The 16,436-nt window shown below is 61.2% G+C and carries 13 protein-coding genes; 11 read left to right on the forward strand and 2 right to left on the reverse strand.

Annotation, left to right across the window (positions count from 1 at the left end; genetic code table 11):
• The first annotated feature begins 403 nt into the window (after positions 1-403).
• Positions 404-1,684, forward strand: a complete 1,281-nt coding sequence (locus tag AC070A_RS25645) for an OmpP1/FadL family transporter (RefSeq protein WP_058320612.1) — start codon at positions 404-406, stop codon at positions 1,682-1,684.
• 474 nt (positions 1,685-2,158) lie between these two features.
• Positions 2,159-2,965 (forward strand): exopolysaccharide production regulator ExoR, encoded by an 807-nt coding sequence (exoR, locus tag AC070A_RS25650; protein ID WP_058320613.1) that lies wholly within the window; start codon positions 2,159-2,161, stop codon positions 2,963-2,965.
• Positions 2,966-3,023: 58 nt separating this feature from the next.
• On the opposite strand, the gene xth is transcribed toward exoR, so the two are convergent.
• Positions 3,024-3,815, reverse strand: coding sequence for an exodeoxyribonuclease III (gene xth, locus AC070A_RS25655; RefSeq protein WP_057255799.1), 792 nt, complete (start codon positions 3,813-3,815; stop codon positions 3,024-3,026).
• Between the two features lie 206 nt (positions 3,816-4,021).
• On the opposite strand from xth, the gene AC070A_RS25660 reads away from it, so the two are divergent.
• Positions 4,022-5,485, forward strand: coding sequence for a phospholipase D-like domain-containing protein (locus AC070A_RS25660; protein WP_113736733.1), 1,464 nt, complete (start codon positions 4,022-4,024; stop codon positions 5,483-5,485).
• Between the two features lie 33 nt (positions 5,486-5,518).
• On the opposite strand, the gene erpA is transcribed toward AC070A_RS25660, so the two are convergent.
• Entirely contained in the window at positions 5,519-5,851 is a 333-nt protein-coding gene (gene erpA / locus AC070A_RS25665) for an iron-sulfur cluster insertion protein ErpA (protein WP_057255803.1), read from the reverse strand.
• Positions 5,852-6,064: 213 nt separating this feature from the next.
• Between erpA and AC070A_RS25670 the strand changes: the two genes are divergently transcribed.
• The 8 genes from AC070A_RS25670 to AC070A_RS25705 all read left to right on the forward strand — a co-directional run bounded on the left by AC070A_RS25670 (position 6,065) and on the right by AC070A_RS25705 (position 16,402).
• Positions 6,065-7,282, forward strand: coding sequence for a deoxyguanosinetriphosphate triphosphohydrolase (locus tag AC070A_RS25670; protein ID WP_093232416.1), 1,218 nt, complete (start codon positions 6,065-6,067; stop codon positions 7,280-7,282).
• Positions 7,283-7,378: 96 nt separating this feature from the next.
• On the forward strand, positions 7,379-9,139 hold the full coding sequence (argS, locus tag AC070A_RS25675) for an arginine--tRNA ligase (RefSeq protein ID WP_058320615.1): 1,761 nt from the start codon (positions 7,379-7,381) through the stop codon (positions 9,137-9,139).
• Positions 9,140-9,202: 63 nt separating this feature from the next.
• On the forward strand, positions 9,203-12,115 hold the full coding sequence (locus tag AC070A_RS25680; protein ID WP_113736734.1) for an SPOR domain-containing protein: 2,913 nt from the start codon (positions 9,203-9,205) through the stop codon (positions 12,113-12,115).
• Positions 12,116-12,269: 154 nt separating this feature from the next.
• On the forward strand, positions 12,270-13,286 hold the full coding sequence (gene nagZ / locus AC070A_RS25685; RefSeq protein ID WP_112995897.1) for a beta-N-acetylhexosaminidase: 1,017 nt from the start codon (positions 12,270-12,272) through the stop codon (positions 13,284-13,286).
• Positions 13,287-13,322: 36 nt separating this feature from the next.
• Entirely contained in the window at positions 13,323-14,189 is an 867-nt protein-coding gene (locus AC070A_RS25690; RefSeq protein ID WP_375374138.1) for a segregation and condensation protein A, read from the forward strand.
• Positions 14,182-14,913 (forward strand): SMC-Scp complex subunit ScpB, encoded by a 732-nt coding sequence (gene scpB, locus AC070A_RS25695; protein ID WP_057255812.1) that lies wholly within the window; start codon positions 14,182-14,184, stop codon positions 14,911-14,913. Before AC070A_RS25690 ends, scpB begins: the two co-directional genes overlap by 8 nt.
• A gap of 76 nt (positions 14,914-14,989) precedes the next feature.
• The gene (locus AC070A_RS25700) at positions 14,990-16,102 is read left to right on the forward strand and encodes an ABC transporter ATP-binding protein (RefSeq protein ID WP_112995896.1); all 1,113 of its coding nucleotides are present in this window, start codon (positions 14,990-14,992) and stop codon (positions 16,100-16,102) included.
• A 93-nt stretch (positions 16,103-16,195) separates the two neighbouring features.
• On the forward strand, positions 16,196-16,402 hold the full coding sequence (locus AC070A_RS25705) for a twin-arginine translocase TatA/TatE family subunit (RefSeq protein WP_057255816.1): 207 nt from the start codon (positions 16,196-16,198) through the stop codon (positions 16,400-16,402).
• The last annotated feature ends 34 nt before the right edge of the window (positions 16,403-16,436 follow it).

Genomic DNA, 16,436 nt, shown 5'->3' on the forward strand with positions numbered 1-16,436 from the left:
TTTAGTATGATTTTATATACTTACCGGGGCGCGCTTCGCGATCGAATCGCTGAGCTGAATACTGTCGGCCGTTCACGAAATCGCTTGGCATGGGCAGGCGGAGTTTCAACGGCCATTTTTGTTGATCTCCAGCAAAAACCAATATTGTTGTCTCCACGACACAGCTTTCGCGAGTGTTGGAAGTTTTTCCTATTTTATTGGGTTATTTACCTATTTTCCGGAATATCATTTCGGAAATGCGCGAATGTGTCTAAATCGTGAGAATCTTACGTAAATTATGTGACGCATAGTGCCGCACCGCCTCTGCATCTGGCATTTGCGATTTCACATGTTCGTGAGAATACTTCCGCCATACGCGGCATGAGGTGGAATGTCGCAGATTGCAGTGCAGGGGAGGAGCTTGATGGCTCACATGAATTTTAAGCGTGGCGTCCTGACGGTGGCGGCTGGTTTGCTGGTTGCGTCGGCGGCCCACGCCGGCGGTCTTGAGCGCGGTGGTTACAACATCGATCTGCTGTTCGACCCGTCGGACTACGCCGGCGAAGCTTCGGCGACCTACGTCAATCCGCAGCGCGAACTGAAGAATGTCAGAGACACGGATACGACGTCTGCGGTTTTCCCGTTTAATGGAACGGGGCCGGGTGCTGGCGGTGGTAACTTGAATTCCCGACCGAATACCGCCGACGATACCGAGAGCTATTGGGTTCCGCGCGTTGGGGTCAAGGCGCGCTTTGCTGACGATATCGACTGTATGGCCGACTATTCGCAGCCCTGGGGTGCGCATACCAACCCGGGCCTCAACTGGGCCGGTGCAAACAACAACGTCGAGACGAAGGTCGAAAGCGACAACTACGCCGCAACCTGCTCCTATAAATGGGACGTCGGCCAAGGTCAGTTCCGCATCATCGGCGGCGTCTTCTACCAAGAGGTCAGCGGCTTCAAGGAGCGGTTGGTTCAGGATTTCACGGGCGTGCCACCGGTATTGGCCGCCGGGCGTACCGGCATCGGTCGGCTGGATCTCGAGGGGGATGGTTGGGGCTGGCGCGCTGGCGTCGGCTACGAAATTCCTGAATACGCAGTGCGGGCGAGCCTCGTCTACAACAGTGCCGTGGACCTCGACAACCTTGCGGGAACGATCGACCTGCGTGACGTTCGCGGGCCGGCTCCGGTTAACTTCTATGGGGTCTCCGGCTTTGCATCGATGCCGGATTCACTCGAATTGAAGATTCAGTCCGGTATTGCGCCCGACTGGGTCGCCTTCGGCTCGGTCAAATGGACGGATTGGAGCCAACTCCAGGTTCTCAAGTTTTGCCCTTCGTCGGGCGGAACCCTGGCTCAGCCCTGCACCTCGCTTGACCTGCTTTATCGAGACGGCTGGACGATTTCAGGCGGCTTTGGTCACAAGTTCAACGATCAGTGGAACGGCGCTGTTAGCCTGACCTGGGACCGCGGTACCAGCCACGGCTATGGCACTCAGTCCGATACTTGGTCGCTTGGCTCGGGTGTATCCTATTCGCCAAACAAGAATATCGAGCTTCGACTGGCTGGTGCAGTGGGCATCCTGACGAGCGGCAGTTCGGGCCCCGTTAACTTCGACGGGCAGGTTATCGGCGGCGATGTGTCCTACGACTACGGTAACGATTTCTTCGGCGCCATATCGACGTCCCTTAAGGTCAAGTTCTGATCCTTTGCCAATCTGAGTGTTTGGGCCCGGTTTCGACCGGGCCTTTCTTTTTGATGTGGAACTGTTCGCTGTTGCCTTTGCACCGTTCGCTAATGTGACGATTCAGCAACACATTTAATGCTAGAGTTTGCTAGCATCGGACTCGTCCCGGCTATGTCCATTTCCCGCCACAAACAGGGAGCAGCGATAGTAGGGACAAACCTGCAACCGTGAAAACGAAACCTGCGGCGTTTGGTGTGAAGTGAAACTTGGACCGTCGATGTTCATGTCAGATGTGGCCTTCGGCACTTTTGTGCAAGTGGTCGACTGAAATGGTCTTTTCGGTGCATCTGTCGAAGTTTCGTTCTGGAATGGTGCGTCGATGTTCTCGGCGGAATTGGTGAAGTTTTGGGCGGCGACGGGTCGTCCGGGCGTTTGTGTTTGCAGCGGTGATGAGTTCGGCGTGGCCGGCTGGAACGGAAGAATTAGACTGTGATGCTTGCGGGTGAACTGAAGTCACTGAAGGTTGCGATACTCGGCGTGTCGCTGGCGGTCTGCGGGACCAGCACCATGCCGGCCCTTGCCTTTGATCCGGGGGCAGGCGTCACGAAGGAATCCGGTCCCTTCGCGCTCTTCAAGTTCGGTTTCTCCGCTTACAAGAACGGCCGCAAGGACGAGGCCGTCGAGGCCTACAAATACGCTGCGGAGAAGGGGCATACCGGCTCCCGCTGGGCTCTGGCCAACATGTATGCCTATGGCGACGGTGTCGCCGAAAACGACCTCGAGGCCTTCAAGATCTACAGCGAGATCGCCCAGCAGGGTGTGGAGCCGGGTTCTGAGGATACCGGCTATTTCGTCAACGCGTTGATCTCTCTTGCCGGCTACTACCGACGCGGCATTCCCGACAGCCCGATCCAGTCGGATATGGCCCAGGCGCGGCAGCTCTATTTCCAGGCGGCGTCGACCTTTGGTGTCGCTGAGGCGCAGTTCCAGCTTGCGCGCATGCTGCTGTCGGGCGAGGGCGGTAGCGTCAACGTTCAGCAAGCCAAGAAGTGGCTCAACCGTGCCCGCAAGAGCGGCCATGCCGGTGCCATGGGTGTCTTCGGCAACGTAATCTTCCAGGAAGGCCAGACCATTCGCGGTCTCGCCTATATGACCGCCGCGCTCGACCAGTGTTCGCCGAAGGATCGGCCCTGGCTCCAGTCGATGCAGGAGCAGGCATTCTCGCTTGCCACCGAAGATGATCGCCGTACGGCAATCTCGCTTTCGCAGAATCTACATATGCAGGGCGACGACGACTGAGTTCGCCGCGCGGCTACCCCTCAGCCAGCACCGAATAGCCGAACGGCAGATCCGCACCTCAGGCGGCCGCGAAAGCAAACTCGCCGATAACAGGAACGTGGTCCGAGGGCTTTTCCCAGGCGCGAACATGTTTGTCGATCGACGTCGAAACCAGTCGATCGGCTGCCTCCGGCGACAGCATCAGATGGTCGATGCGAATGCCGAAATTCTTCGGCCAGCAGCCGGCCTGATAATCCCAGAACGTATAGAGCGGCACCGCGTCTGAGGTGGCCCGCACCGCGTCGGTGAAACCGAGATTGCGCAGGCGCCGATAGGCCGCGCGCGTCTCCGGCAGGAAAAGTGCGTCGTTCTGCCAGACTTTGATGTCCCAGCAGTCGTGCTCCTCCGGGATGACGTTGTAGTCGCCTGCCAGGATGAAGGGCTCTTCGAGCAGAAGGCGCTGCTCGGCATAGGCGGTCAGCCGGCGCATCCAGGCGAGCTTATAGGGGTACTTCTCACTATCGACCGGATTGCCGTTCGGCAGGTAGAGCGAGCAGACACGGATCACGCCGCCGGCAACCGAGAACACGCCTTCGATGAAACGCGACTGCTCATCGGAGTCGTCGCCCGGCAGGCCGCGGTTGACTTCGTCCGGACGCAGCTTGGAGAGCAGGGCGACGCCGTTGAAGCCCTTCTGGCCGTGGGTCTCGACATGATAGCCGAGGGCTTCGATCTCCAGACGAGGAAAGCCGTCGTCGACAGACTTGATCTCCTGCAGGCAGACGATGTCCGGATTGGCTTCCTTCAGCCATGCCAACAGGCTGTCGATTCGCGCCTTGACGCCATTGATGTTCCAGGTGGCAATCTTCATGGCTCGAAACGCCCTTCCATACAGGTGAGTCCTTGCGGCGGGACTCTTCTAGCCGCTCCGGATTCTTTTGACAAATCCGATACCTGCGGACTTTCAGCGCTGGGCAGAGTTGCAACGACGACGGGCGACGCCGCGCGCAGTTTATATACGGTATAGGTGCGGCTGCTTGAATTGATTCCGATCCATGGCCGGCTATAGTCCGGCGCATGATCGATCTCGTGCAGAACTACTGGCCGCATATCCTGGCGCTGCTGTCCTTCGCGCTTGGCATCCCGGCTGCCATTCACGCCGCCATGACCAAGGACGACGTTCGCGCCGCCGCAGGTTGGGTCGGTGTCGTTCTGCTCTCGCCGATCGTCGGGGCATTGCTCTATGCCGTTGCCGGCATCAACCGTATCCGCCGCTCCTCGATCGGCTCGCAACGCGCACTGCTGCGCGGGCAAGGCCCCGATCAGTTCGGCAGGTTCGATATCTCTGAAACAGATATTGCCGGAAGTTTCGGGAATCGTTTTGCCGCGATGAAAATCCTCGGCGACCGTGTTTCCCGGCACCGCATGTGTTCCGGCAACGGCATCGAGGTGCTGGCCGGCGGGGATGCTGCCTATGAGGCCATGCTGGTGGCCATTGCCGGTGCGCAGCGCAGCATCCTGATAGAGAGCTATATCTTCGATCGCGACGTGGTCGGCCTTCGCTTTGCCGACGCCTTGATCGCCGCGATCGCGCGTGGCGTCCAGGTGCGCGTACTGATCGACGCAGTCGGCGCGCGCTACTCCGTCCCCAGCATTGTCGGTCATCTGAAGACGGCCGGCGTTCCGACGGCCGTCTTCAACGGCAATATCATCATGGGGCTGAGGTTGCCCTATGCCAATCTGCGCACGCACCGAAAGATTCTCGTGGTCGACGGCCGCGTCGCCTTTGCCGGCGGCATGAACATCCGGGCGGGCTTTAGCAGCGAGATTGCCGGCGAGGAGCCGGCCCTCGACACGCACTTTCGGGTAACGGGCCCGGTGGTCGCCGACATCTTTCAGGTCGCCGCCGAGGACTGGCAGTTTTCCAGCGGGGAGATGCTGACGGGCGGTGCCTGGGCGCTCGAAGAAATGCCTTTGCCGGCAGAAACGTCTTCTGTGCTGATGCGCGCCATACCCTCAGGGCCGGACGCCACGAACGAAACCAATCACAAGATGCTGATGGGGGCGTTCTCGGTGGCGCGCAAGAACATCCGCCTGATGTCGCCCTATTTCCTTCCGGACCGCGAACTGATCAGCGCCTTGGTGACCGCGGCGCGCCGGGGCGTCGAGGTCGACATCATCGTGCCGGCGGTCAACAATCTGCTTCTGGTCGATCGCGCAATGACCGCCCAGTTCGATCAGGTATTGAACGGTCATTGTCGGGTCTGGCGCGCCGAGGGCGCCTTCAACCATTCGAAGCTTCTGATCGTGGACGAGCGCTGGGCCTATGTTGGGTCGACCAATCTCGATCCGCGTTCCCTGCGTCTCAACTTCGAGTTCGATCTCGAAGTGCTGGACGATGGTTTCGCCCATACGATCGGCGGCATGATATCGGATGTGCTGGCTTCGGCCGAACCGGTCACGCTCGAGGCCTTGCGCGCCAAGCCACTTATCGACCGGCTGGCGAACCGTGTGCTTTGGCTGGGGTCGCCGTATCTCTGACGGCGACCGCAGGCAGGCCAGGTGGCCGTTGGCTCAGATGGAAAAACTCGTTCCGCATCCGCAGCTTGCGACCGCATTCGGATTCTTGATCTGAAACGACTGGCCGAGCAGGTTGTCGACGAAGTCGATCTCTGAGCCGCCCATATAGACGAGCGACAGGCTGTCGATCAGCACCTTGGCGTCGTTCTTCTCCAGCACCAGATCGTCGTCGTTGGCGCTGTCGACCAGGTCGAACTTATAGGAGAATCCCGAGCAGCCGCCGCCTTCGACGGACACCCGCATCGCGTTGTTGTGACTGTCCGAACGAAGGATCGTGGCGATCCGCTTTGCAGCAGCGTCCGAAAGGGTCACGGTTTCTTGCGTCATATCTGCCTCCTGCCGGGGTCAAGAACCGGAGAGATTTGATTGTCGTTTGCAGCACCGCCTCGGCCAACGCCGGAGGTCGTTTCAACCCCCGCGGCCAAGCCGTTGCTTTCGCTTGCGGAATCGGTCGATGCTTGCGCGACGCGTTTCCGTGGCTTTCACTATAGGTATGAAGGCTTCAATGTCCCGTCAATGGGATGACGATTTGGGTGGAAAATGACATTCGACAAAAATGCGCTGGGCTTCGGTTATGGTGAACACGCGCCGTTCGCGTCGAACCCCTGGGCGACGCGCGGCAGGCTCTATCCGGAAGCGTCGAGCGCGACACGTTCGGATTTCCAGCGCGATCGCGATCGCATCGTCCACACGACGGCCTTTCGCCGGCTGAAGCACAAGACACAGGTCTTCATCGCTGCCGACGGCGACCACTATCGGACGCGGCTGACGCACACGATCGAAGTGGCGCAGATCGCCCGCGCCCTGGCGCGTGCCCTCAAGCTCGACGAGGACCTCGCCGAAGGCGTCGCCCTCGTTCACGATTTCGGTCACACGCCGTTCGGCCATACGGGCGAGGACGCCCTGCACGAGATGCTGAAGCCCCATGGCGGCTTCGACCACAATGCCCAGTCGCTGCGCATCGTCACCAAACTCGAGCGGCGCTACGCCGAGTTCGACGGGCTGAACCTGACCTGGGAGAGTCTTGAGGGGCTGGTCAAGCACAATGGGCCGTTACTCACGCCCGACGGCCAGGGTACGCGCGGACCGGTGCCTCAGCCGATCCTGGACTACTGTGCGCTTCACGATCTGGAACTGGCGAGTTATGCGAGCTTGGAGGCGCAGGTCGCGGCCATCGCCGACGATATCGCCTACAACACCCATGATATCGATGATGGCCTGCGGGCCGGCTACCTGACGTTCGAGATGCTGGAAGACGTGCCGTTCCTTGCCCGTCTGATGCGCGAGGTTCACGATCGTTATCCCGGTCTTGAAAGCAGCCGCTTCACGCACGAAATCATGCGCCGTCAGATCACGGCAATGGTCGAGGACGTGATCGGCGTCGCCCAGCAGCGTATCGCGGACATTCGCCCCGAGAGCGCAGCCGAGGTACGTCAGGCGGGTACGGTCATGGCGACGTTCTCCGAGGAGATGAGCGAGACGGACAAGCAGATCAAGCGTCTGCTGATGACCCGGATCTATCGCCACCCGGAAGTGATGCGGGTGCGGGAAGGTGCGGCGTCGATCGTCTGCGATCTCTATCATGCCTTCATGGACGACCCACAATTGATGCGGGAGCACTATTGGATCGATCAGATCTCGGGCATGGCCGAACCGGCGAGGGCCCGTCATGTCGGCGACTATCTGGCCGGCATGACCGATACCTTCGCGATCAGCGTGCACAAGCGCTTGTTTGACCACACGCCGGATTTGCGGTAGGGACGCCCCGCCCGGAGGCTTACGGTTCAAGCGAACCGAGCCTCCTTTTTGAGTTTTGCGCCGGCCACATGTGGTCGGGAAAAGCGGACGGATCAGATGAATCTCTTCACGGACTTCGAATCAAGAATTAAGGACATTCTCGAAACGCTTGACAGCGTTCGAGAAAAGCGATCCGAGCTTGACTTCGGCCGTGTCAATGTCGAGCCGCCGCGCGATCCAAGCCACGGTGATGTCGCGACCAATGCCGCCATGGTGCTGGCCAAGCCCCTCGGCCTGAACCCGCGGGCGCTCGCTGAGCTCATCGTTGAGAAGCTCAAGCAGGATCCGGAAGTCACCGAAGTGACCGTTGCCGGCCCGGGCTTCATCAACGTCCGGCTTTCGGTTTCCTATTGGCAGAAGCTGCTGTCGAACATGGTGCGCACCGGCCCCGACTATGGCCGCAGCACTGTCGGTTCGGGCCGCAAGGTTAACGTCGAGTATGTCTCGGCCAACCCGACGGGACCGATGCATGTCGGCCATTGCCGCGGCGCCGTGGTCGGCGACGCGCTTGCCAACCTTTTGGCCTTTGCCGGTTATGCGGTGACCAAGGAATACTACATCAACGACGCCGGGTCGCAGATCGACGTTCTCGCACGTTCTGCCTTCATGCGGTATCGCCAGGCGCTTGGTGAAGACATCGGTGAAATCCCGCCGGGTCTTTATCCGGGTGATTATCTCGTTCCGGTTGGCGAAGCGCTCGCCGATGAATTCGGCACGAGCCTGCGCCTGATGCCCGAAGACAAGTGGATGCCGCTCGTCAAGGACCGGACGATCGATGCCATGATGGTGATGATCCGAGAGGATCTCGCGGCGTTGAACGTCACTCACGACGTCTTCTTCTCCGAACGCACGCTTCACGCCAATGGGGCGGCTGCGATTCGTACGGCAATCAACGACCTGACCTTCAAGGGGCACGTCTACAAGGGTACGTTGCCGCCGCCGAAGGGGCAGCTCCCGGAGGATTGGGAAGATCGCGAGCAGACGCTGTTCCGCTCGACGGAGGTCGGTGACGATATCGATCGGCCGCTGATCAAGTCGGACGGAAGCTACACCTACTTCGCCGCTGACGTCGCCTACTTCAAGGACAAGTTCGACCGCGGCTTTGACGAGATGATCTATGTGCTGGGCGCCGACCATGGCGGTTACGTCAAGCGGCTCGAGGCGCTGGCGCGCGCCGTGTCTGGCGGTTCGTCGAAACTTACGGTTCTGCTCTGCCAATTGGTCAAGCTCTTCCGCGACGGTGAGCCGGTGAAGATGTCGAAGCGCTCCGGCGATTTCGTCACGCTGCGCGAAGTCGTCGATGAAGTCGGCCGTGATCCGGTTCGTTTCATGATGATCTACCGGAAGAATTCCGAGCCGCTCGACTTCGACTTTGCCAAGGTTACAGAACAGTCCAAGGATAATCCGGTCTTTTACGTGCAGTATGCGCATGCGCGTTGCCGGTCTGTGTTCCGCCAGGCGGCGGACGCGTTCCCGGATCTGGACATCGAATCGCTTGATCTCGCCGGTGCGGTTCAGGGAAAGATCGAGGATCCGACGGAGCTTCAGCTCGTTGCCAAGCTCGCAGAATATCCGCGGGTGATCGAGGCCGCGGCACTGGCTCAGGAGCCGCATCGTATCGCGTTTTACCTGTACGATCTTGCCGCTGCCTTCCACGGACACTGGAACAAAGGTAAAGAGAATCCGGAATTACGTTTTGTTAACGATAAAAATAGACAATTAAGTACTGCCAGACTCGGGCTGGTGCATGCTGTCGCTTCGGTATTGAAGTCCGGCCTGTCTATTACAGGCACCTCCGCACCGGAGGAAATGCGATAAGTATTGTCACCATTTTCCCACAATGCACTGGCACATAAATACAGGCAATTGTGAGTGGAGAGCATGGCAGACAAACAATTCGCACGAAGCGGGCCGGCTGAATTCGATGTATTGGCAGACGATGATCCGTTGGCCGAACTCGCCCGGATCGTCGGTTACGATGCCCGTCCGGCCGTACAGCAATTGCAAGAGTTGCAGCGACATCAGGAGGCGGTCCGTCAGGAGCCCGCCTTCGATCTCGAAGACGAACTCCTTCGCGCTTTCGACAGCTACGATGCGCCCCGTGCTGGGCAGCAGCCTGCTGTGGAGCCGGTTTCGGCGCCGCAGCCGGTCGAAGAGGCCCGGATCGAGCCGGTAGCCGAATTCGCGGAAGAGTACGAGGCGCCGATATTCCGTCAGCCCGAGCCGGTCGCAGCACCGGCCGCTGTCGCCGAAGAGGAACCGGAGCAGGTTGTCGAGGTGCAGTCGTTCTCGGCCGCCCCTCAGGCTGCCGAAGTCGATAACGCCGAATTCGTCGCCGACGAGCCGGCGTTCGATCTGGAGCGCGAGCTCGAACTGTCGCTCGGCGAAGCCGATCTGTTGCCGTTCGAAGAAGAGCCGGTATCTGAGGCGAAGGAACAGGTAGTCGACGACTGGCAAGCGCCGGCCGCAGATTTGTCGACGGCTTGGGCCGAGCCCGCTGCTGTCGCCGAAGCGTTCCCGGTTTACGACGAGCCGAGCCTTGAGGTTGCCAACCTTGACGTTGCTAGCCTTGACGTCGCTCCGGAGGAGCGCGTGGACGATGCCGTATACGTGAGCGAGACAATCCCGGAAGAGCCCGCTGGCCATGACACTGCCCGCGACGATCTTCTTGCGGATATCGAGCGCTTCCCGGTTCCGCCGATCACCGCCGTGGTTGCCGCTGCCGTGCAGTCTCATCCGGCCCTTCACGCCACGCAACAGCCGGTCGTTGCTCCCGCCGCCGCGCCGGTAAACACGGTTGCGGCGCCGGCGAAGAAGAGTCCCTATCCCTTTACGCCGACCTTCAGCCGGGCGACGCCCGTTGCTTCGCCCTCGGGCGCCAGCCAGCAGCACGCCTTCGCCGGTCCGCTCGTGACGCAGGCAGCGCCTGTTGCGGCACCCGCAGCTGCCGCAGTCGCCACGCCTGCCGTTTCGCCGGTGGTTGAGGCTGTCCAGCCGGTCCAGCCCGTTGCAGAACAGGAGAACGAGCCGGGCTTCGACATCGAGAACTTCGAAATGGAGCTCTCCGATGCCGCACTGAAGCTCGATCTTGCGGACCTCGGGCCGACCGAACCGATTGCCGTCGCACCTGTGGTCGTGTCGCAGGCTGCTGCGCAGCCGGTCATCGAAGCGGTTGCTCCGCAGCGTGAACCGGAACGTTCCGTCGAAACCTTCGTGGCTCCGGCCCCGGTGGAGCAGCAGGACGTGCAGCCTGAAAGCACGCTGCCCTTCGATCCCTCGATGATCGCCGAAGCCGAGAATGGCGTTGCGCCGATCGCCGACATGGACGTGCCGCAGCTGCCCGTCATCGAAACGGAAAAGCCGGTCGCCTATCCAGCAGACTACGATCTCGATATCGACGCGGAAATGGCGCAGCTGTTCGGCACGCCGGCTCCGGCCGCCAAGGATCCCCGTCCGGCCGCGGTTGAAAAGGCCGAGGTGGCTCGTCCGACCTCGGCAGCAAATGCAAATCCGTCGTTCGGAGGCGGCGCGCTCGACGATTTCGACGAATTCGAGAAGGCGATGGAAGAGGACTTCCGCCGCTCCATGACCGAACGGAAGTCCCCGACGCGTGATGCCGAGCGGGTTTCCCCGGTGCAGAGCCAGGACGATGCGGGCGACTATCGCGACTACGGCTCGGGCCGGCGGTCGCAGCGTACGATGCTGCTCGCGGCAAGCGTTGCTGGCGTCATCATTCTCGGTGGCGCGGCTGTCTACGCCTGGATGGGCGGCAGTGGTGCGGTAACCTCTGCCGAGGGTCCCAAGATCATTCTCGCCGACAAGGGGCCGGTTAAGGTCGTGCCGGAAGAAAAGGGCGGCAAGACCGTTCCGAACCAGGACAAGGCCGTTTACGACCGCGTCGCTGGAGCCCAAGCCGGTGCGCCGCAGCAGGAAGCATTGGTTTCTTCGACCGAAGAGCCGATGGACGTCGTTCAGAAGACGCTGACGCCGGAAACGCTGCCGCTTGAAGGCAGCGACGACTCGGATGGCCTGCAGGCCAACCTGCCGGCCGATGACGAGGACGGCGCTCGCTTGCTGCCGGATGGCGGCACCCAGACTGCCGCTCAGGAAGAAGACAAGGCACCGGCCGTTGCACCGCGCAAAGTGCGCACAATGATCGTCAAGCCGGATGGCACGCTGGTTGCTCGTGAAGAGCCGGTTGCCGCACCGGCGACCGATGTCGCCGGTGCGACGCAGCCGCTGCCGGAAGCGCCCTCGAAGGAAGTCGCTTCGGCTGATGTCACTGCTGCCGGTCAGGCATCGGCCAATGTCGATCAGGTGGCGCTTGCCGCAACGGGCAATGCCGATATCGAACAGGTTCCGGTTCGCAGCGTGACGACGACGGCAACAGGCGACAAGGCGCCAACGCCGCAGGCGCGTCCGGTCGAGCAGCCGGCTAATGTTGCCGGCACTGCTACCGAGCGCAGCAACGTGCGTCCGGCCGAAGAGCCGGCGGCTGCCACTGCAGAAGCCCAGCCGGCGCAGCAGGTTGCAACCGCATCGGTTCCGACCGGCGGATACTTCATCCAGGTCGCATCCCTGCCGTCCGAAGCCGAAGCACAGAAGTCCTACAACAGCCTTTCCAGCAAGTTCGGCAGCGTCATTGGCGGCCGTGGCGTCGATATCCGCAAGGCGGAGATCGCCGGCAAGGGCACCTACTATCGTGTCCGCATCCCGGCCGGCTCCAAGGAAGAGGCAAATGCCCTGTGCTCCAAGTACAAGGGCGCTGGCGGAAGCTGCCTGGTGACCAAGTAAGCCGGGCACAACGGATAGAGTTGAGGAGGGCGCGGCTCATAGGCCGCGCCCTTCGCATTTCAGGGTTTTCGTTTGCCCCATGGCCTTGTGCATGAACGACGGGGCTTCGTCTTTGTGGCTTCGCGCCGGGCGACGCCCGCTCTATGCTCTCTCAATGAGCGAATCAAAAGCATTTATCTCGGGCTGCAAGGGCCTTTCTCTTAACGAAGACGAACGCCAGTTCTTTGCCGGCGAGCGGCCATGGGGCTTCATCCTGTTCGGGCGCAATATCGGCGAGGAGCAGCAGATCGCCGATCTGGTGGCGTCGCTTCGCGACAGCATCGGCAATCCGAACGCACCTGTGCTCATCGACCAGGAAGGCGGGCGCGTGCAGCGCATTCGCCCACCGCTCGTCCAGCAATACCCGAATGGCGCGGCGATCGGCGAAATCTACCGACGCGACCGGGAGCTCGGTCTGCGCGCTGCCTGGCTGATGGGACGCCTCCACGCCTTCGACCTGATGCGCTTCGGCATTACCGTCGATTGTCTGCCGGTGCTCGATGTGCCGGTGCCCGGCAGCCACGACGTCATCGGCAATCGCGCTTATGGTCACGACCCTGAGACCGTAACGGCGATCGGCCGTGCGATGGGCGAGGGGTTGAAGGCCGGCGGCATGCTGCCTGTCATGAAGCACATGCCCGGTCACGGCCGCACCTTCGTCGACTCGCACCACAATCTGCCTGTGGTCAGTGCTACTTTCGAAGAACTTGCTGGCAGCGACTTCCTGCCCTTCGTTGCCATGAAGGACGAGGTGATGGCGATGTCGGCGCACATGGTCTTCACGACGATCGACCCGGACAATCCGGCGACAACCTCGGCGAAGGTCGTCCGCGAGATCATTCGCGGTCACATCGGTTTCGACGGTCTCTTGATGTCGGACGACGTCTCGATGAACGCGCTTGCCGGCGATATGACCGCTCGCGCGCGCAACATCATCGCCGCGGGGCTTGATCTCGTCTTGCATTGTCATGGCATAATGGAAGAAATGAAGGCCGTCGCCGACGTGGTGCCGGTTCTCGCCGGCGAGAGCCTGCGTCGGGCGAAGGCTGTCGAAGCGGCGTTCCGGGCGCCTGACGATGCGAGCGAAAGCGATCTACGGACGGAGTTTAACGGCCAGTTCGCGACGGTGTAAGGTAGGCGCGGCCGGCAGGAAAGGATTGGACTGTCAGTGAGCAATGCGGGCGAAAGACAAGGCAAGCCTGCGTCGAAGGCGCCGATGGAGCCCCTGTGGCAGGAAGAGACTTCAGAGCGCGGGCTGCATGAAGAAGCGCTGGTGGTTGATCTTGCCGGTTTCGAAGGCCCGCTCGATCTCCTGCTTCATCTTGCCCGCAGCCAGCGTGTCGATCTTTCGCGCATCTCCGTACTTGCACTCGCCGAGCAATATATCGCCTTCATCGAGCGGGCGCGCAGCATCCGCATCGAGCTTGCCGCCGACTATCTCGTCATGGCGGCATGGCTTGCCTATCTGAAATCGCGCCTGCTGATCCCACAACAGGCGAAGGACGACGGTCCAACGGGCGAGGAAATGGCCTCGGCCCTGGCTTTCCGGCTGAAACGCCTGGAGGCGATGCGTGAGGCGGCAACAAGGCTCATCAATAGAAACCGGCTCGGCCAGGATGTCTTCGTTCGCGGTGCCCCGGAACATATCGTCACCGAGAAGAAGTCCGGCTTCGATGCCTCGCTCTATGATCTCCTGAGCGCCTATGCGAGCCTGCGTCAGCGTCAGGCGATCACGCAGGTGACGATCGAGAAGCGCCATGTGTGGTCGCTTGCCGACGCGCGCCTGATACTGGCGCGCATGATCGGCGGTCTCGACGATTGGACAGCGCTCGATCATTTTCTCATCCGCTACATGACGACGCCGAAGGAGCGGGCAACGGCGATCGCCAGTTCCTTCGCAGCTTCGCTCGAGATGGTTCGCGAGGGCCGGCTGGAGATCCGCCAGGAAGAGGCCTTTGCGCCCATCTATCTTCGGCGCGGACCGAACCCGATCGATGCGGAGACGCTTGCCGAAATGGAGGCAGCCCGTGGCTGAAGCCCAAAAGTACGTGCCCGAAGCTTCCGACGAGGACGATGAGATCGGAGCGACGCCGACCTTCGATCCTCGGATGGAGCAGGAAGCCGAGCGGATCGCGGAAGCCCTGGTGTTTGCTTCGGCGCAGCCGGTGTCGGAGACCTATATCGAAAGTCGCCTGCCGCGTGGTGCCGATGTCGGTCGCATCATGATGCGGCTGAAGGCGCTCTACGCGACGCGCGGCGTCAACCTGGTTCAGGTCGCCGACCATTGGGCTTTCCGCACGGCAGCCGATCTCTCCTTCGTCGTGCAGACCGACGAACAGGAGGTCCGCAAGCTCTCGCGCGCTGCGCTCGAAGTTCTTTCCATCATTGCCTACCACCAGCCGGTGACCCGCGCGGAGATCGAGGATATCCGCGGGGTTCAGACGTCGAAGGGCACGCTCGACGTGCTGATGGAAGCGGGCTGGGTCCGCTTCAGGGGACGCCGGCGCACGCCGGGCCGGCCGGTCACCTTCGGCACCACCCGCGATTTTCTCGATCACTTCGGTCTCGAAGAACTGCGCGACCTGCCGGGTATCGAGGAGCTGAAGGGGGCGGGGCTGCTTTCCGGCCGCGTGCCGTCCAATCTCAATATTCCCGTTCCGGTAGGCGAAGACGAACTTGCCGAGAACGAAGACCCCATCACCCAGCTGGACCTTGAAGAACTGGGGCTCTTGACACCGAAGGGCGAAGAAGCTGATTAAAACCTGAATGGGGATATCGGCTTTCCCTGGCGCCCGGCCGTTTCAGCGGGCGCGACTGGTGTCAAGGAATGCAAGCATGGTTTCAGATCCGCAGGACGCTCCCGTCATGACAACGCGACGGACGGCGGGTGTATCCTTCGCGGCGAGCCTGGCCTTCGAAGATATTCATCACAGCTATCACGCCAAGGAAACGATCAAGGGCGTCAGCCTGGCGGCCAAGGCCGGCGAGGTCCTTTGCCTGCTCGGTCCGTCTGGGTCCGGCAAGACGACCTTGCTGCGTATCGCCGCAGGGATCGAGAAGCAGAGCACGGGACGCCTTCTGCTCAATGGCCAGGAGATTTCCGGCCCCACGGTTTTCCTGCCGCCCGAAAAACGCGGTGTCGGGCTGATGTTCCAGGACTTCGCGCTCTTCCCGCACATGTCCATTCGCGACAACGTCCGCTTTGGCCTGACGGCGCTGCCAAAGAAGGAAGCCCTGAACCAGGCGGACGCGGCACTCGAGCGTGTGGGGCTCTCCCACTACGCTAACCAGTACCCGCACGTGCTTTCCGGCGGCGAGCAGCAGCGTGTGGCGCTTGCGCGCGCGCTTGCGCCGCGTCCTGCCGTGCTTCTGATGGATGAACCGTTTTCCGGCCTCGACTCGCGTCTGAAGGATTCGATCCGCGCCGATACGCTCGCTATCCTCAGAGAGACCCGGGCGACGGCGATCGTCGTCACCCACGATGCGGAAGAAGCGATGCGCATGGCCGATCGAATTGCGCTGCTGCAAGATGGGCGACTTGTCCAGGTTGGTACGGCAGATGAGCTTTACCGCCATCCGAGAAACCTCTTTGCGGCCGGTTTCTTCTCGGAAATCAACGTGTTCAATGCGCAGGTTCGCAATGGCCGCGTCGATACGCCGGTCGGCACCGTAGCGGCCGGGCGCCACGGCGAAGGGGAGCGCGTTTCGGTCGCGGTGCGGCTTTCCGGGGTGCGCGTCGGCGAGGAGAATGGCGACACGCCTGCGCGCATCGTTTCCCGCCGGTTCATCGGTGTGGTGGAGTTGTTGGAACTGGCCGTGCCGGGCTGCGAGGACATTGTGCGCGCCCGTATCCGCGCGGACCAATTGCCGCAAGGATTGCGTGACGTAATGCTTTCGGTTAACGAGCGGGATATATTGCTGTTTGAAAAAGACGCATCAACGTCTTAGGGTCGATCGCAAGGCGCGATTGTCCGTGGCACGCCTGAAATTTGACATGTGGCAGGCTCTTAATTTTGATGAGAGCCTCAAGGGAGTAAGAGCATGGGGTCCTTAAGCATCTGGCACTGGCTAATCTTTTTGGCGGTGGTCCTGCTATTGTTCGGCCGTGGCAAGATTCCGGAATTGATGGGCGACGTTGCCAAAGGCATCAAGAACTTCAAGAAGGGCATGAGCGAGGACGACGCCGGTTCGGCTGACAAGACGATCGACAACAAGACGGTCGACCACAAGTCAGACGAAGTTCGCTAACGATCAAGCGTCCGTAGGGCCCGGCTGGCATTGA

The organism is Ensifer sp. GW101-20A05, from assembly GCF_059424735.1.

What these genes read in the sequence shown, in the direction of transcription:
- AC070A_RS25645 (WP_058320612.1), top strand. Translation starts at nt 404, where the DNA reads ATGGCTCACATGAATTTTAAGCGTGGCGTCCTGACGGTGGCGGCTGGT.
- exoR (WP_058320613.1), top strand. Translation starts at nt 2,159, where the DNA reads ATGCTTGCGGGTGAACTGAAGTCACTGAAGGTTGCGATACTCGGCGTG.
- xth (WP_057255799.1), bottom strand. Translation starts at nt 3,815, where the DNA reads ATGAAGATTGCCACCTGGAACATCAATGGCGTCAAGGCGCGAATCGAC.
- AC070A_RS25660 (WP_113736733.1), top strand. Translation starts at nt 4,022, where the DNA reads ATGATCGATCTCGTGCAGAACTACTGGCCGCATATCCTGGCGCTGCTG.
- erpA (WP_057255803.1), bottom strand. Translation starts at nt 5,851, where the DNA reads ATGACGCAAGAAACCGTGACCCTTTCGGACGCTGCTGCAAAGCGGATC.
- AC070A_RS25670 (WP_093232416.1), top strand. Translation starts at nt 6,065, where the DNA reads ATGACATTCGACAAAAATGCGCTGGGCTTCGGTTATGGTGAACACGCG.
- argS (WP_058320615.1), top strand. Translation starts at nt 7,379, where the DNA reads ATGAATCTCTTCACGGACTTCGAATCAAGAATTAAGGACATTCTCGAA.
- AC070A_RS25680 (WP_113736734.1), top strand. Translation starts at nt 9,203, where the DNA reads ATGGCAGACAAACAATTCGCACGAAGCGGGCCGGCTGAATTCGATGTA.
- nagZ (WP_112995897.1), top strand. Translation starts at nt 12,270, where the DNA reads ATGAGCGAATCAAAAGCATTTATCTCGGGCTGCAAGGGCCTTTCTCTT.
- AC070A_RS25700 (WP_112995896.1), top strand. Translation starts at nt 14,990, where the DNA reads ATGGTTTCAGATCCGCAGGACGCTCCCGTCATGACAACGCGACGGACG.
- AC070A_RS25705 (WP_057255816.1), top strand. Translation starts at nt 16,196, where the DNA reads ATGGGGTCCTTAAGCATCTGGCACTGGCTAATCTTTTTGGCGGTGGTC.